We start from the raw sequence: 15,328 nt of genomic DNA on the forward strand, positions 1-15,328 counted from the left end.
GGCTCACTCCGAAAGCAGGAAGCTGCGGGTCGGATGAAAGCCGATCCTGACGCTGTCGGAGACCTTGGCCGGCAGATCAAGCGAGCCGGCGAGATCCATGACCACGGCCTTGTCCAGGCCGGGGACGCGCACGCGATACTGCGTCGACGAACCCTTGATGAAATACTCCTCGACAGTGCCGTTCAGCACCCATTCGCCTGGTTCAGCCGCGCCGGTGACGAAACGGATGGTCTCGGGACGAACCAGCAGGGCTGTCGCCGCACTGCCCAGGAAGAGAGAAATCTGCTCCCCGGCGATCACGGCTGCGTTGTCACCGACCAGCGGCGAAGTAACCTTTGCGTCGCCGCCGTCGCGCGAGACGGCCACCGGCAAGAAATTGGTTTCGCCGATGAAGCCGGCGACGAACATGTTGGCCGGACGGTAGTAGATATCCGACGGCGTGCCCAGTTGCACGACCTCGCCGGCGCGCATGACGCAGATACGGTCGGCAAGCATCATGGCTTCTTCCAAATCGTGGGTAACGAGGACGAAGCTGGTGCCGAGTTCGCGATGCAGCTTCTTCAGCTCGGCCTGCAGCGATTTCTTCAGCTTCGCGTCGAGCGCGCTCATCGGCTCGTCGAGCAGAAGCACGCTCGGGCGCGAGATCAGAGCGCGGGCGAGCGCGACGCGCTGCTGTTCGCCGCCGGAAAGCTGGACGGGATAGCGTGTCAGATACTCGCGCTTAAGGTGCATGAGGTCGAGCATGGCTGATATGCGCTGGTCCATCTCGGCCTTCGCCACCTTCTGCAGCTTGAGTGGAAAGCCGATATTGTCCGACACGGTCTTGTGCGGAAACAGCGCCAGCTTCTGGAAGACCATGCGCGTCGGCCGCTTCGCGGCCGGCACGCCCTGCATGTTCTGGCCCTGGATTTCCAGCACGCCGGCGGTCGGGTCCTCGAAACCGGCAAGGATCTTCAGCAGCGTGGTCTTGCCGCAACCGGAAGGGCCGACAAGCGCCATGAATTCGCCCGCGCCGATGTCGAGGGACACGCCATGCAAGGCTCGCATGGAGCCGTAGTCCTTGACGATGCCAGACGCATTGATGATTGGCGCATTGATGATTGCGGTTGTCAAAACTCGCCCGCCCTGAATGTGGGTGAAAATATATGATGGAGCCCGCGCGCCGGAACGCGCGGGCTTCAATTCAATAAATGACGTTCAACGCGCGGCCAGTTCTTCCTGCCAGATCGCCAGCATGTCGTCGATGTTCGGCGCGACGGTGTGGAAGTGGCTGTTGTCCCAGGCCGTCCACATATAATCCATCTGCAGCGCCTTCTTCTCGGCGTCCGAGAACAGCGCTTCCGTCTTGGCGTTCGGAACGAGATTGCAGGTCGCCTCGGTGATCGACAACTGCTTGGCCACCTCCGGCGAGACGATGTATTTCAGGAAGTCGGCGGCGACCTTGGAGTCGCGGTCGTTTGCGATCAGGCCCGTAGCCTCCATCCAGATGATGCCCTGCTTGAGGCCATTCCTCGGCTCGGGCACGATCGACTGGATGTAGTCGTGGCCCTTCATGCGCAGCGACGAGGTGGCGTAGGTGCCGCCGCCGATCAGCGCCCGGAACGAGCCATCGATCAGGCCTTTCTGGGCGATCGCCAGGTCGGCGACAATGGCACGGGTGTTCTTAAAGGCTGCACGCAGCACCTTGCGCACTTCGTCCAGTGCTGCCTGGTCGAGTTCGACATAGGGATTGACGCCGGCGTAAAGGGCCAGCGGCATGATCGGCCAATCGCCCCAGTCCAGCAGGCAGATCTTGTCCTTGTAGGCGGCGTCGAAAACCGGCGCGTAGCTCGACCAGGTCTCGAGCTTGTCGAACTTGGTGTTGACCGTCGGTCCGACCCAGCCCCAGCGGGTCGGCAAGCCTGTTGCCTTGCCTTCGAATTGCAGGGGCGTGAAGGGCGCACGGAACTGCGGGTAGAACTCGGCGTATTGGTCGGCGAAATCCTTGTCGTCGATGTAGCGGCAGATGCCCGCCGGCCCCATGCGCGCGATCCAGGGACTGTCTGATGAAACGAGGTCGAAATCCTTCGATGCACCGGCGGCGAGCTTGGCGAAGCCGCCCGCGGAGTCGGTGATCAGGTCGACGGAAATGGAGACGTCCTTCTGCTTCTGGAACGGGTCCAGGATTGACGGCGCGTTGTAGCCTTCCCAGCACATGTAGTTGAGGCTTTCGGCGGCGGATGCGTCCTTCGGCATGCCGAGGATGCCGGCGCCCGCGACCGCAAGCCCGAGGCCGCCCATGCCCTTCAGCACCGCGCGGCGATCGACGCCCCCGGTGCCTGATGTTCCCTTTTTCATTTGCCTGTTCCCTTCCTTTGTTATCAGCCCAAAAACTCCCGGTCAGACGATGCCGAGGTACCGCCTGATCTCCCATTCGCTTACCTGCTTCTGGTACTCGCCATACTCAAAGCGTCGTCCGGTAACGAAGCTGTCGATGAAGTCCTCGCCGAAGATCTCGCGGGCGACTGTGCTTGCGTTGAGCCGCTCCGCCGCCTGACCGAGATCCGACGGGAAGACGGCCTCCAGCGAAGGGGTCGCGGCATAGAAATTCTCGCCGCTGCCGCCCGGCGGCTCGATCTCGTTGCGGATGCCGTGAAGGCCAGCGCCGATGCAGAGCGCCAGCGCCAGATAGGGATTGGCGTCGGCCGAGGGCACGCGAAACTCGACGCGGGTGGATTCGGGCTCGTCATTGATGACGCGCACCGCCGCCGTGCGGTTCTGGACACCCCAATTGGCCGAGGTCGGCGCCCAGGCGCCGGGCACCAGCCGCTTGTAGGCGTTGACTGTTTGGGCGCACATGGCCAGCAGTTCCGGCATAAGCCCGACCAGGCCGCCGATGAAATGACGCCCGAGCCTGCTGATGCCATCCTGCGCGCCGGGATCGGCGAACACCGCATTGCCCTGCCGGTCGCGCATGGAGACATGCAGGTGGCCGGACTGGCCTGGCAGCGCCGGCGAAAGCTTCGACATGAAGCCGGCGGTCAGGCCGTTGCGGGAGAAATAGGCCTTGGCGAAATTCTTGAACAGCGCCGCGTCGTCCGGGGATTTCAAGCCCTTGGCATAAGTGAGCGGTGCTTCAAAACATCCCGGCCCGAGTTCGGTGTGGATGGCGTCGAGGCCGATCCCCATAGTCGTCATCGTATCGTGCAGGCCCTGCAGCAGGTCGCCATGGATGGCCGATGTCTGCAGCGAATAGGTGCGGTTGCCCTGCGCGAAATAGGTGAGGTCGCGATAGCCCTTGGCGCGTAGGCTTTCGGGCGTCTCGTCGAACAGGAAGAACTCGTATTCGAATGCCGAGAACACGTCGAAGCCAAGTTCAGCGGCATCCCCTATCAGCCTTTGGCAAAGATTGCGCGGCGAACGCTTGCCGAAATCGCCCGAGAAATCGGCGATGCAGAGCGCGGCATCCTCCGCGAACGGATATTTGCGCAGGCTCGCGGCATCGAGGAATGCCGGCCGGTCGATGAAAGCGCCGTCGATGAAGGTTTTCTCGGCGATATCCCAGAAATAGAGGACCTCGCAGAACGGATAGCCCTTGGCGGCCAGCTTGACTGCCTTGTCGACGGAGACCAGCTTGTCGCGAAATTCGCCGGCTGGGTCCATCATGCCGATGTGCACGGCCCTGGCGCCAAGCTTTTCAACACCAGACGCGAAGGCCGCACCGGCTTCATTGACTGTCGACATATATGCCCGCCTCGATATTTTCATCCCGAGGCTAGGGTTGACCTTCACGCAACTGAATATCCCGATAGGGATAGACGAGACGAAAATTAGGGCGGCCCCGAACGGGCTCCAGAAGCCCGGCCAGAGGACAGAAGATCGTGGTGATTGCAGGCTTTGCGCCGTGGAACCGGAAGATCGCCGCGGCGATCCAGGAGGTCGGCACGCCGGACTTCCCGCAGCGTATCGAAGAGGCGCTGAAGGCGGTCATCGACCTCGATATCGTGATGATCTTCGCCTATTCCGGCACGGAAAAGCCGATCTGCCTCTACCACAATATCGATCCCGTACGCGCGGCGACCGTGATCACCGCCTATGCAAACGGACCTTATCTGCTCGATCCCTTCTACCGCGCGGCGACGGACCCGAAGGCCGTCGGGGTCAGGCAACTGAGAAGAATGGCGCCGGACCAGTTCTACAGTTCGGAGTATTTCCGCCAGCATTACGGCCTGACAAAAATTCGCGACGAGGTCGGCATCGTCTGCCGGCCGGCGGGGAGCGCGGCCATCGTCATCAGTTTCACCCGCCCGATGGAATCACCCGCGTTCGGACGGCGCGATCTCAAGGCTATCCATGATGCCGAACCGGTGATCCGGCTTTTGATCGAACGGAACTGGAGCAACGCTCGCCTCAGTCCGAGGGGAACCGATGGCGAACCGGTCGATCCGATAAATGCGACCCTGAACCGGATGACAGGCGGCGTGCTGACACCACGCGAGATCGAGATCACCTCGCTGATCCTGCGTGGACATTCGAGCGCGGCTATCGCCGATGCGCTGAACATCGCCGAGGGGACGGTTAAGATCCACCGCAAGAATATTCACCAGAAGCTTGATATCTCCAGCCAATCCGAACTGTTCTCGATGTTTATCTTTCATCTTTCGAAGCAATAACGCGCAATGGCGCTGAGTAGCGCTTGCGGCGAGCGTTGAGACAGGCCGCGCCAGCCACCGCGCGTCAAAGATGGGCGGCATGCGATCCGGCTGGCGTTGAAAAGGCTCGGGTTTGCTTGCTTTGCCGCGGGAGGGGCCACAGCCCGGCTGGTTGCGCAACGATTGCGGCTACTTAGACGCCGATGCATGTCACCAAAAAAATCCGTTTTTTGGAAATGATCTCGGGTGTGTTGATATTCAGGTGATGCCGGCCCGCGAACGGCAATTTTCTGCGCTTCCGGTGCTTACGTTACCCAAACGCACGCTGCGTGCTGGTTCTCGAAGCCACCATCCCCGGCTCGGCCTGACCTGAATACATCCTAAAGCACGTCGCGAACGCGACGCGACTTTTGGGCGCAGGCTGAAAGCCACTTTTGCAACCAAATTGGCTGCTTTGCGTTGCGGCCATGATGGACAACAAACCCTTTGAAACGCCGGTCGTGGTCGAACTCGGCCATGTCGGCAAGTATCGCCATATCCGCAGCACCCAGGAAGCGGCGGAATGTCTGATGACGGTGTGGCCGCTTAATCGCGGCCCGCGTCATCGTGATGCCCTCGACACTTGCCTCAAAGTGCTGGAAGGTTATCGTTCGACAGCGGATGCGCGACGGGCATTGATCGAGGCCGCCAGGGAATCTGAAGTACTGGTGCCCGAAGACAAGCTGTTCGACGACCGGCTGCATTGAGCAGGCGGACCTTTCAACCGGAGGTTTTGATGGCGAAGCTGACTTACAAGATCGTCGAGCATGACGGCGGCTGGGCCTACAAGGTCGGTTCGACCTTCTCGGAGACATTCCCCACCCATCAGGACGCACTGCGCGCCGCCGAGATCGCTTCGGCCGAGCAGCAGGTGGCAGGCGCGACGGACGGCATCCAGTATGAGGATGCCGACGGCAAATGGCACGAGGAACTGGCTGACGGCCGCGACCGGCCGCAGACCGAGGTGTCAGACTAAATTTTCCGAAGAAGAGAGCTTGCCTGCGGGGAAAAGGCAGGGCGCCGACCGCGGACGCCAGGAGAGACGGCGTCCTACGGTCGACGGCTGCCCAGCGGCCGACTATTTGCCGCAGTACTGGTCGTTCACGTTGCCCTGGGCATTCGCGTCAGGCCCGGCCGTGTTGTAGGCACAGGGGCCGACCGGGCCCGAACTGCCAAGGGTGTCCAGCCCGGAGCGGTCGCCATTGATGCTTCCGGTCGTGTTCTGGTCAACGCCTGAAGAGTATTCGTTGGCGAACGGCCACCAGTCGTGATGATTGGAATATGCGCCGTCGGATGACTGGGCCATCGCCGATGTGGCGAGGCCGATCGTCAGAACCGATGCTGCGAGAAGTTTCGTGTACATTGAATTACTCCGTGTCTTGGTCGCCTTGGGTGCGACACGGGTGAACCCGCCGGTCAGCCGGATGGTTCATTGAAATTGTCGTGAGGCTGAGGTGATGGAAACGCCCTGGCGCCGATCCGCTCGATGAAACCGATCACCCGCCTGGGCTCGACAAACTGCGGCATATGGCCAACGCCATCGACAGGTTCGAAATCGAGCCCCTCGATCCCGCCTCGCATGGGCTCGCCGTGGATGCGGATATCGATGACGCGGTCCGCGGTTCCGAAGAGGATGCCGGCGGGCATGGCAATCTCGTCATAGCGTTGTTCGATGCGACCGAGATCCTGTTCGATGGCCACGATATCGGCTGATGTCGCCTGGAAATTGCCTGGCCGCAGCCCGAGCCACCCGCCGCCGGCGACCATATAGTCCTCGGGAAAAGCCTGCGGCCCGAAGATGAACTCCATTGTCGGCCGCGCATAGCGCAGGCTCAGAGGTATCGCCACGGTATAGGCCATGACCCAGCGCAACAGGCGCGAGGGAATATAGAGCAGGTCAAATCGCTGGCGTGCCCGGGTTTCCAGATGCGTCAGCGGCGCCAGCAAGGCGATGCCCGAAATCGCCTCGGGATGTTCCACGGCCAGGGTCAGCGTGACGGCGCCACCCAGCGAGTGGCCGACCACCAGCGGCGTTTCCAGCCCCAGCCTTTCGATGAAGCGCCGCACCAAGGCCGCCTGTTCGGGCAACCGGCCCGTGGCGCCATTGGCGCGAACCGAATAGCCCGATCCCGGACGATCGAGCGCGATCAGCCGGTAGCCCGGGCCAAAGTGCCCAAACAGCGTGTGCCGGAAGTGATGGAGTTGCGCACCAAGCCCGTGCAGGAAGACGATAGGCCTGCCCTCGCCCACATCGACATAGTGGATGCGGTTGCCGTCGATCTCGATGAATTTTCCGACCGGCGGCACCAGTCTCTGTGCCTTCGCCGCGATCCACAACGTTGCCAGCACCAGGCAGGCAATCCCCAGGGCCGCCAGCAGGAACAGCAGGGCCAGCAGCCAAGACAGGATCGATATCAGCATTGTTCACCCAATCAGAACCTGTTTGAGCTTAACCGCATCCGGTCACGCCGCAACCTTGCGTCGAAGCGGGCGCGTCCAGGCATGGATTGTTCCCCGCTCGGTTGGCATTGCCGACAGCCACGCGCCGCGCTATCTCAGGCGACCCGTCCTGCCGGAGCCCTCCATGACCGAAATCGTTACCGCCGCCATGCTCGTCATCGGCGATGAAATCCTGTCCGGCCGCACCAAGGACAAGAATATCGGCCACCTCGCCGATATCATGACGGCGATCGGCATCGACCTGAAGGAGGTGCGCATCGTTCCCGACGAGGAAGACGAGATCATAGCCGCCGTGAATGCCGTGCGCGCACGCTACACCTATGTGTTCACCACCGGCGGCATCGGCCCCACCCATGACGACATCACTGCCGATTCGATCGCCAAGGCGTTCGGTGTTCCCTGTGAATACGACGCCAAGGCCTATGCGATGCTGGAGGCGAGCTATGCCGCGCGCGGCATAGAATACACCGAGGCGCGCAAGCGCATGGCGCGAATGCCGCGCGGCGCCGACCATATCGACAACCCGGTTTCCGTGGCGCCCGGCTTTCGCATCGGCAACGTCCATGTCATGGCCGGCGTGCCCTCGATCTTCCAGGCCATGCTCGACAATGTCGTGCCGACGCTGAAGACCGGCACGAAGATGCTGTCGGCGACGGTGCACTGTCCGTTCGGCGAGGGCCTCGTTGGCGGCCCATTGGGAGAGATCCAGAAAGCGCATCCGGACACGATCATCGGCTCCTATCCAAAGTATGGCGACGGCAAGTTCTGGACCGAACTGGTGGTTCGCGCCCGCAGCCAGGAGGCGCTTGACGCCGCGCGCGCCGATGTCGAGGCGATGGTGGCGGGTTTCGCCGCCAAGGCGAGTTGATCGACCTCTGAAGCAGTTCACGCAATTCCTGTGGGAGAACCGCCTCACACTTTTCTGGAATTGCTCCAGGCGGAACCAAGCGCGGCGCCGCGGCGTTTTCCTGCACGCGAGCTCCGAGGCTCGCCAGATTGAGGGATCACCATGCGCTTCAAGACCATCGTTGCCATTCTGCAGAACGAGCAGGACGCGGAGCGCGTGCTCGACTGCGCCATTCCGCTCGCCAGCCGCTTCCAGAGCCACCTGATCGGCATCCATGCCGAGGCGCTTCCGGTGCCTTACACCTCGGCAACCGGTTTTCCCGACACCGAGTTCCTGCAGGTATCGGCCGATATGAGTCGCGAACGCGCCGAAAAGCTTCAGGCGGTTTTTCTGAGGCAAATCGAGGATTCAGGCCTGTCCTTCGAATGGCGCAGCCTGGAGAGCTTCTCCGGCGACAGTGCCCTGACCGGCATTTCGAGCGTGCGCGCCGCCGACCTGATCATAGCGGCGCAGAGTGAAACCGGCAGCGACCCGAGCGCGGATGTGGGCACGCTGGTCTACGATGCCGGCCGACCGGTGCTGGTGGTGCCGCCGCAGGGGCCGTTGCTCACCACTTTCAAGCACGTGCTGCTTATCTGGAACGGCAGCAAGGAGGCGGCGCGCGCAGCCTTTGACGCATTGCCCTTCATCATCGAGGCCGAGAAGACCGAGATATTGATCATCGATCCTCCCGATACGCTCGATGACAGCCCGGAGGCCGCCGGAACCGAAATCGCTTCGTCCCTTTCACGTCATGGCGCCAGTGTTGGCGTCTGCGTACAGAAATCGGGGGGCATCCCGGTCGAGGACATGATCCAGACGAGGATCGTCGAGACCGGCGCAGATCTGCTCGTTCTTGGCGCCTACAGCCATTCGTGGCTGCGTCGGCTTCTGTTCGGCGGAGTGACACGCTCGGTGTTGCGCACCGCGCCGGTGGCGGCCTTCCTGTCGCGGTAAGTCCACAGCGATCGTTTCCGGTCGCCCTTGCCAAGGCCAAGGGTTTCCAGTTAATTCCGCGCGCATTCCCCTGTTTTCTTGCACGCGGCCTTCGCGTGCTGCGGAGTGCGCGAGACATGTCCCTTCCCGAAAAAGCCTTCCCGGTCTCCTGGGACCAGTTCCATCGTGACGCCCGCGCTCTCGCCTGGCGGCTTGCCGGCGCCAACAAGGGTCAATGGAAAGCGATCGTCTGCATCACGCGCGGCGGGCTGGTTCCGGCCGCCATCATCTCGCGCGAACTCGGCATCCGCATCATCGAGACGGTCTGCGTTGCCTCCTATCACGACTATTCCAGCCAGGGGCAGTTGCAGGTGCTGAAGGAAGTCACCCCCGCGCTGCTTGCCGAGGATGGCGCAGGCGTGCTGATCATCGATGACCTGACCGACACCGGCAAGACCGCGGGCATCGTGCGGGCAATGATGCCGAAGGCCCACTTCGCCACTGTCTACGCCAAGCCCAAGGGCCGGCCGCTGGTCGATACGTTCGTCACCGAAGTCAGCCAGGACACCTGGATCTATTTCCCCTGGGACATGGGCTTCACCTACCAGAAGCCGATCGCCGACGATCACGTCGGCTGATTCGCAACAAACCGCTTTTTCCAGTTAAGCCGTGACCGATGACAATATCTGCTTCCGCGAAAGGCTCCGCGGGGCAGAATATCCTGTGAAATCGACGTTTATTGACGGGAATGGGCCAACCTGACCAAAGTTTTTACTTTTATTGGCGACGATTAGCCGTAAGATTCGTGAGACGGCAAACGATTCTGGAGGCTGGGGCTAGCTTCTCCGATGTTGACGAGGCCAACGACGCACAACCATCTGGCTGAAAGGGTCCGGCGACTCTTCGGCACCGCGCCGTGCCGCCTGCAGGTCGCCGCCCTGCCCTGGCGCGATACCGGGAACGGCGTCGAGATCATGCTCATCACCAGCCGTGATACCGGCCGCTGGGTGTTGCCGAAGGGCTGGCCGGAGGCCAAGGAGCCACTCTGCGAAGCGGCGGCCCGCGAGGCCGGCGAGGAAGCCGGATTGCGCGGAAGCGTCTCCCATCTCGAAGCCGGCCGTTACTTCTATGCCAAGGTGCTGGCTTCGGGTGAAGAGGTGCCTTGCGAGGTGCTGGTGTTCCCGCTGCGTGTCGACAAGATCGCCGATCGTTGGAAGGAAAAGCACTCCCGCACCCGCAAATGGGTCAACTCCAGCGAAGCGGTGCGCATGGTCAATGAACCCGACCTTTGCCAGATCATTGCCTATTTCTGCGCAGACCCGCACAGATTCTCCTAGAGCCGACCGTCGACCTCTTGCGCGTGCGCCATGCCGGACTCACAACCCTGTGATGTGCCGCATGAATGGTTTGCTAATTTTTCTTCGCTAGAAAATGGCTAATTTGGCGTTTGATCGATGGCGAATCCCGTAAACCCACTTCCGCAAGAACCCGGCGAGCCGAAGCGCGAGCACCGTCCTCGCGTGCTCAAGGGCGGTTCCGTCATCACCGGGATTCAAAACTCGGAAATCGCCGTAATGCTTCGCAACCAGCATGCGAGCGGCGCCGAATTGAAAATACCGATCGAAGCGCGGGTTCCCGATCGTTTCCTTCTCTATGTGCCGCTTGACGGCGTGGCCTACCGCTGCGATGTCCGCTGGCGCCGCAATGACCGGATCGGCGTGCAATTCACCGGCACCGAGCCGAAGCCGAAACTGCATTACGGCTGAAACCGGGCCTGCCAGCCTGAGAGGGCCTTGCAGCCGGGGCGCATCCCCAGACGAGGCCTCGTGTCTGTCCGCGGCGCGTAAATCGCCGCCGGAAACGCAGTCGCGGCGGCGCGTTTCTATCCCCGTTATCCACATGCGTGACACACAAGATGTTGGGGTCACAAAAGCTACGCAAACGAATCCTTGACGGCGCAAAACGAGTCGCCTTTTATAGGTCATGTGCTCTTGTTGAGAGTGCGACCGGAAAGTTCTGAGCCCGGTCTTTTTCCCGGATTATGTGCGTTTTTGCCCGCATTTCCGCCTGTTTACGAGGCCGGCGGAAGCGTTGGGATTGTGGGGTGGTGGGCGACGAAAGGGAGAATTGTCGGACTGGAATAAATTGTCTGTTAATACTATATTTAGTGTTTGCAGGTACGTTCGACGCTAGATAGTGTGAATTTCCCTCGAGTGAGGGAATCGAAAAAATCAGATTTGAGGGACCCGCGGGGTTCGCCGGCGCGTTGTGGCAGAGGCTTCATGAGAAGCCCAGGCAGCAAGTGCTGGGGGAGATGGCGGAATGGAGAGCCGGTCGTTTTCGAACGCCGGCAGACGGCGGACATGCGCGTTTCGCATCAGGGGGAGAAATCCCTGGGGAAAAGCGCTATATATAGACAAAAGGACCGGACCAATGCGCATCGAGCGTCGTTTCACCAAGCAAGGGCAATCGGCTTATGCGGAGATCGAATTCCGCAAGGCTCTTTCCGAGATCAAGAATCCGGATGGCTCGGTGGTGTTCCGCTTGGACAATATCGATGTGCCGGCGCAGTTCTCGCAGGTTGCCGCCGACATCCTGGCGCAGAAGTATTTCCGCAAGGCCGGCGTCCCCGCGCGCCTGAAGAAGGTCGAGGAGAACGATGTCCCCTCCTTCCTGTGGCGCTCCGTCGCCGACGAGGCCGAACTCGCCAAGCTGCCGGAAGCCGAGCGCTATGGTTCCGAGATCGACGCCCGCCAGGTCTTCGACCGGCTGGCCGGCACCTGGACCTACTGGGGCTGGAAGGGCGGCTACTTCAAGTCGGAAGAAGACGCGCGCGCTTTCCGCGACGAGCTCGCCTATATGCTGGCCACCCAGCGCGTCGCGCCGAATTCGCCGCAATGGTTCAACACTGGGTTGCACTGGGCCTATGGCATTGACGGTCCGAGCCAGGGCCACTTCTATGTCGACCCCTTCACCGGCAAGCTGACCAAGTCGAAGTCCTCCTACGAGCATCCGCAGCCGCATGCCTGCTTCATCCAGGGCGTGCAGGACGACCTCGTCAACGAGGGCGGCATCATGGATTTGTGGGTGCGTGAGGCGCGCCTGTTCAAATATGGCTCGGGCACCGGTTCGAACTTCTCGCTGCTGCGCGGCGAAGGCGAAAAACTATCGGGCGGCGGCCGCTCGTCCGGCCTGATGAGCTTCCTCAAGATCGGCGACCGCGCCGCTGGCGCCATCAAGTCGGGCGGCACGACGCGCCGTGCGGCGAAAATGGTCATTGTCGACGCCGATCACCCCGATATCGAGGAATTCATCGACTGGAAGGTCAATGAAGAACAGAAGGTCGCCTCGCTGGTGACCGGCTCCAAGATCGTCAAGAAGCATCTCGAATCGATCATGAAGGCCTGCGTCAATTGCGAAGGCCATGACGACGATTGCTTCGATCCGGCCATCAACACGGCGCTGAAGCGCGAGATCAAGGCGGCCAAGAAGTCGGCCGTGCCGGAGAACTACATCTACCGCGTCATCCAGTTCGCCAAGCAGGGCTACACGTCGATGTCGTTCAAGACCTACGACACCGACTGGGATTCGGATGCCTATCTGACCGTTTCGGGCCAGAACTCCAACAATTCCGTGTCGCTGAAGGACAATTTCCTGCGCGCCGTCGAGGACGATGCCGACTGGCACCTGACCGCCCGCAAGGACGGCAAGGTGCTGAAGACGCTGAAGGCCAGGGACCTCTGGGAAAAGATCGGCTACGCCGCCTGGGCGTCGGCCGATCCGGGCCTGCATTTCAACACGACGATGAACGACTGGCACACCTGCGCTTCGGCCGGTGCGATCCGGGCCTCCAACCCGTGCTCGGAATACATGTTCCTTGATGACACGGCCTGCAACCTCGCCTCGATCAACCTGCTGCCCTACCGCAACGCCGACGGCACGATCGATATCGCCGCATACGAGCACACGGTGCGGCTGTGGACCATCGTTCTCGAAATCTCGGTGATGATGGCGCAGTTCCCGTCGAAGGAGATCGCCAAGCTCTCCTACGACTACCGCACGCTCGGCCTCGGCTACGCCAACATTGGCGGCCTGCTGATGACCTCGGGCATTCCCTACGATTCCGATGAGGGCCGCGCCATCTGCGCCGCGCTCACCGCCATCATGACCGGCGTCGCCTACGCCACCTCGGCCGAGATGGCTTCCGAGCTCGGCGCTTTCCCCGACTATGACCGCAACGCCCAGAACATGCTGCGCGTCATGCGCAACCATCGCCGCGCCGCCTATGGCGACAAGGACGGCTACGAGAAGCTCGCCGTCAACCCGGTGCCGCTGGTCGCTTCCGACCTCAAGCAGCAGGCGCTTGCCGAGCATGCCAAGGCCGCCTGGGACCGCGCCATCGAGCTTGGCGAGGAGCATGGCTACCGAAATGCGCAGGCAACCGTGATCGCGCCGACCGGCACGATCGGCCTCGTCATGGATTGCGACACCACCGGCATCGAGCCCGACTTCGCGCTGGTGAAGTTCAAGAAGCTTGCCGGCGGCGGCTACTTCAAGATCATCAACCGCGCCGTGCCGGAAGCGCTGCGCACGCTGGGCTATTCCGAGAGCCAGATCGCCGAGATCGAGGCCTACGCGGTCGGCCACGGCAACCTCAACCAGGCGCCCGGCATCAATCCCGGCTCGCTCAAGGCCAAGGGCTTCAGCGACGACAAGATCGCCGCGCTCAACGCGGCGCTGAAGTCGGCCTTCGACATCAAGTTCGTCTTCAACCAGTGGACGCTCGGCGCCGACTGGGTGAAGGAAACCTTCGGCTTCACCGACGAGCAGCTCAACGATTTCTCGTTCGAGATGCTGCCGGCGATGGGCTTCTCCAGGAAGGACATCGAGGCCGCCAACATCCATGTCTGCGGTGCCATGACGCTGGAAGGCGCGCCCTTCCTCAAGGCCGAGCACCTTGCCGTGTTCGACTGCGCCAGCCCCTGCGGCAAGATCGGCAAGCGCTCGCTTTCGATCAACAGCCACATCCAGATGATGGCGGCGGCTCAGCCCTTCATCTCGGGCGCCATCTCCAAGACCATCAACATGCCTAACGACGCGACGGTCGAGGACGCCAAGGGCGCCTACATGCTGTCGTGGAAGCTGGCGCTGAAGGCCAACGCGCTGTACCGCGACGGCTCCAAGCTGTCGCAGCCGCTGAACGCCTCGCTGCTCGCCGATGGCGAGGAGGACGAGGACGATGCGGTCGAACAGTTGATCGCGGCCCCGGCGGCAGCGCGCGCGGCGCAGATCACCGAGCGGATCGTCGAGCGCATCATCGAACGCGTGTCGCGCGAGCAGGAGAAGCTGCCCGGCCGCCGCAAGGGGTATACGCAGAAGGCCAAGATCGGCGGCAACACCATCTTCCTGCGCACCGGCGAATATGATGACGGCCGCCTGGGCGAGATCTTCATCGACATGAACAAGGAAGGGGCGACGCTGCGTGGCCTTCTCAACAACTTCGCCATCGCGATTTCGCTCGGCCTGCAGTACGGCGTGCCGCTCGATGAATATGTGCACGCCTTCACCTTCACCAAGTTCGAGCCGGCCGGCATGGTCATCGGCAACGATGCCATCAAGAGCGCGACGTCGATCCTCGACTACGTGTTCCGCGAACTGGCCATCTCCTATCTCGGCCGCAACGACCTCGCCCATGTCGACCAGTCGGATTTTTCCAACACCGCGCTTGGCCGGGGCATCAGCGAAGGCAAGACCGACGCCGTCTCCAAGGGCCTGACCCGCGGTTCGCCGGTGAAGCTGGTTTCCAGGGCAATCGGCAGCGAGCCGAAGGGCTTTTCCAGCGGCTCGACCGGCACCCCTGCCCGCTCGGCGCCGACAGCCTTCTCCGGCTCCAACGTGCTGGCCTTGAAGCCGGCCAGCGACGAGGCGATCGCCTACAAGCGCGACTATGAGGAGCGGGCCAAGGAACTGGCCGAGGACATCGCCTTCGAGGAAGCGGCGGGCGCTGCTTCCGAGACTTCGGATGCCACGGCGGCGCTGTTCACCGACGCCGCGGCGAATGAAGCCGCCGAAGCGAAGAAACTCGCCGCCGACCGCCGCGCCAGGTCACTGCTCCAGGGCTACACCGGCAATTCCTGCTCTGAGTGCCAGAATTTCACGATGGTGCGGAACGGGACCTGCGAGAAGTGCGACACGTGCGGCGCCACGAGCGGGTGCAGCTGAAAAACATTTGAAAAAAAGCTCAACATAATCGGCCCGATTAAAAGATCGGGCCGATTTATTTCGGGGGGTCAGTTGGCGCTAGCCGTGCGCCTCTATTCTCCCGCCTACTCCACCCGCAATGTCTGCTCGTCAAACAACGGCTCGCCCTGCCCAC

At 62.0% G+C, this 15,328-nt stretch carries 15 protein-coding genes; 9 read left to right on the plus strand and 6 right to left on the minus strand.

Annotated elements, in window-relative coordinates:
- Positions 1 to 3: 3 nt before the first annotated feature.
- The 4 genes from EB815_RS23785 to EB815_RS23800 all read right to left on the minus strand — a co-directional run bounded on the left by EB815_RS23785 (position 4) and on the right by EB815_RS23800 (position 3,970).
- Positions 4 to 1,113, minus strand: a complete 1,110-nt coding sequence (locus tag EB815_RS23785) for an ABC transporter ATP-binding protein (protein ID WP_056566631.1) — start codon at positions 1,111 to 1,113, stop codon at positions 4 to 6.
- Positions 1,114 to 1,197: 84 nt separating this feature from the next.
- The gene (locus tag EB815_RS23790; RefSeq protein ID WP_056566635.1) at positions 1,198 to 2,337 is read right to left on the minus strand and encodes an ABC transporter substrate-binding protein; all 1,140 of its coding nucleotides are present in this window, start codon (positions 2,335 to 2,337) and stop codon (positions 1,198 to 1,200) included.
- A gap of 42 nt (positions 2,338 to 2,379) precedes the next feature.
- A complete protein-coding gene (locus EB815_RS23795) occupies positions 2,380 to 3,723 on the minus strand; it encodes a glutamine synthetase family protein (RefSeq protein WP_065005070.1) in 1,344 nt (447 codons plus the stop codon).
- A gap of 31 nt (positions 3,724 to 3,754) precedes the next feature.
- Entirely contained in the window at positions 3,755 to 3,970 is a 216-nt protein-coding gene (locus EB815_RS23800; protein ID WP_171883313.1) for a hypothetical protein, read from the minus strand.
- 16 nt (positions 3,971 to 3,986) lie between these two features.
- Here EB815_RS23800 and EB815_RS23805 point away from each other — a divergent pair, with 16 nt between their 5' ends.
- The 3 genes from EB815_RS23805 to EB815_RS23815 all read left to right on the plus strand — a co-directional run bounded on the left by EB815_RS23805 (position 3,987) and on the right by EB815_RS23815 (position 5,646).
- Positions 3,987 to 4,652, plus strand: a complete 666-nt coding sequence (locus EB815_RS23805; protein ID WP_171883314.1) for a helix-turn-helix transcriptional regulator — start codon at positions 3,987 to 3,989, stop codon at positions 4,650 to 4,652.
- A 446-nt stretch (positions 4,653 to 5,098) separates the two neighbouring features.
- Positions 5,099 to 5,377, plus strand: coding sequence for a DUF982 domain-containing protein (locus EB815_RS23810; RefSeq protein WP_056566641.1), 279 nt, complete (start codon positions 5,099 to 5,101; stop codon positions 5,375 to 5,377).
- 29 nt (positions 5,378 to 5,406) lie between these two features.
- Positions 5,407 to 5,646, plus strand: coding sequence for a DUF2188 domain-containing protein (locus EB815_RS23815; protein ID WP_019857848.1), 240 nt, complete (start codon positions 5,407 to 5,409; stop codon positions 5,644 to 5,646).
- Positions 5,647 to 5,748: 102 nt separating this feature from the next.
- Here the strand turns inward: EB815_RS23815 and EB815_RS23820 are convergent, their stop codons facing one another.
- Positions 5,749 to 6,033, minus strand: a complete 285-nt coding sequence (locus tag EB815_RS23820; protein WP_056566644.1) for a hypothetical protein — start codon at positions 6,031 to 6,033, stop codon at positions 5,749 to 5,751.
- Between the two features lie 53 nt (positions 6,034 to 6,086).
- The gene (locus EB815_RS23825) at positions 6,087 to 7,091 is read right to left on the minus strand and encodes an alpha/beta fold hydrolase (protein WP_056566647.1); all 1,005 of its coding nucleotides are present in this window, start codon (positions 7,089 to 7,091) and stop codon (positions 6,087 to 6,089) included.
- A gap of 163 nt (positions 7,092 to 7,254) precedes the next feature.
- On the opposite strand from EB815_RS23825, the gene EB815_RS23830 reads away from it, so the two are divergent.
- From EB815_RS23830 to EB815_RS23855, 6 genes are all read left to right on the plus strand, one after another.
- Positions 7,255 to 7,998 (plus strand): competence/damage-inducible protein A, encoded by a 744-nt coding sequence (locus tag EB815_RS23830; RefSeq protein WP_056566650.1) that lies wholly within the window; start codon positions 7,255 to 7,257, stop codon positions 7,996 to 7,998.
- Between the two features lie 141 nt (positions 7,999 to 8,139).
- Positions 8,140 to 8,973 carry a universal stress protein gene (locus EB815_RS23835; RefSeq protein ID WP_056566653.1) on the plus strand — a complete coding sequence of 278 codons (834 nt, stop codon included), beginning with the start codon at positions 8,140 to 8,142 and terminating at the stop codon, positions 8,971 to 8,973.
- Between the two features lie 116 nt (positions 8,974 to 9,089).
- Positions 9,090 to 9,590 (plus strand): xanthine phosphoribosyltransferase, encoded by a 501-nt coding sequence (gpt, locus tag EB815_RS23840; protein WP_056566656.1) that lies wholly within the window; start codon positions 9,090 to 9,092, stop codon positions 9,588 to 9,590.
- A 210-nt stretch (positions 9,591 to 9,800) separates the two neighbouring features.
- Positions 9,801 to 10,289: an NUDIX hydrolase gene (locus EB815_RS23845; protein WP_056566659.1), complete on the plus strand. Its 489-nt coding sequence runs from the start codon at positions 9,801 to 9,803 to the stop codon at positions 10,287 to 10,289.
- A 117-nt stretch (positions 10,290 to 10,406) separates the two neighbouring features.
- Positions 10,407 to 10,718 carry a PilZ domain-containing protein gene (locus tag EB815_RS23850; RefSeq protein WP_056566663.1) on the plus strand — a complete coding sequence of 104 codons (312 nt, stop codon included), beginning with the start codon at positions 10,407 to 10,409 and terminating at the stop codon, positions 10,716 to 10,718.
- Between the two features lie 667 nt (positions 10,719 to 11,385).
- The gene (locus EB815_RS23855) at positions 11,386 to 15,174 is read left to right on the plus strand and encodes a vitamin B12-dependent ribonucleotide reductase (protein ID WP_056566666.1); all 3,789 of its coding nucleotides are present in this window, start codon (positions 11,386 to 11,388) and stop codon (positions 15,172 to 15,174) included.
- Positions 15,175 to 15,328 lie beyond the last annotated feature (154 nt).

It is taken from the genome of Mesorhizobium loti, assembly GCF_013170705.1.
GTDB classification, from domain to species: domain Bacteria; phylum Pseudomonadota; class Alphaproteobacteria; order Rhizobiales; family Rhizobiaceae; genus Mesorhizobium; species Mesorhizobium loti_D.

What these genes read in the sequence shown, in the direction of transcription:
- EB815_RS23790 (WP_056566635.1), bottom strand. Translation starts at nt 2,337, where the DNA reads ATGAAAAAGGGAACATCAGGCACCGGGGGCGTCGATCGCCGCGCGGTG.
- EB815_RS23795 (WP_065005070.1), bottom strand. Translation starts at nt 3,723, where the DNA reads ATGTCGACAGTCAATGAAGCCGGTGCGGCCTTCGCGTCTGGTGTTGAA.
- EB815_RS23800 (WP_171883313.1), bottom strand. Translation starts at nt 3,970, where the DNA reads ATGACCGCCTTCAGCGCCTCTTCGATACGCTGCGGGAAGTCCGGCGTG.
- EB815_RS23805 (WP_171883314.1), top strand. Translation starts at nt 3,987, where the DNA reads ATGATCTTCGCCTATTCCGGCACGGAAAAGCCGATCTGCCTCTACCAC.
- EB815_RS23810 (WP_056566641.1), top strand. Translation starts at nt 5,099, where the DNA reads ATGATGGACAACAAACCCTTTGAAACGCCGGTCGTGGTCGAACTCGGC.
- EB815_RS23815 (WP_019857848.1), top strand. Translation starts at nt 5,407, where the DNA reads ATGGCGAAGCTGACTTACAAGATCGTCGAGCATGACGGCGGCTGGGCC.
- EB815_RS23820 (WP_056566644.1), bottom strand. Translation starts at nt 6,033, where the DNA reads ATGTACACGAAACTTCTCGCAGCATCGGTTCTGACGATCGGCCTCGCC.
- EB815_RS23825 (WP_056566647.1), bottom strand. Translation starts at nt 7,091, where the DNA reads ATGCTGATATCGATCCTGTCTTGGCTGCTGGCCCTGCTGTTCCTGCTG.
- EB815_RS23830 (WP_056566650.1), top strand. Translation starts at nt 7,255, where the DNA reads ATGACCGAAATCGTTACCGCCGCCATGCTCGTCATCGGCGATGAAATC.
- EB815_RS23835 (WP_056566653.1), top strand. Translation starts at nt 8,140, where the DNA reads ATGCGCTTCAAGACCATCGTTGCCATTCTGCAGAACGAGCAGGACGCG.
- gpt (WP_056566656.1), top strand. Translation starts at nt 9,090, where the DNA reads ATGTCCCTTCCCGAAAAAGCCTTCCCGGTCTCCTGGGACCAGTTCCAT.
- EB815_RS23845 (WP_056566659.1), top strand. Translation starts at nt 9,801, where the DNA reads ATGTTGACGAGGCCAACGACGCACAACCATCTGGCTGAAAGGGTCCGG.
- EB815_RS23850 (WP_056566663.1), top strand. Translation starts at nt 10,407, where the DNA reads ATGGCGAATCCCGTAAACCCACTTCCGCAAGAACCCGGCGAGCCGAAG.
- EB815_RS23855 (WP_056566666.1), top strand. Translation starts at nt 11,386, where the DNA reads ATGCGCATCGAGCGTCGTTTCACCAAGCAAGGGCAATCGGCTTATGCG.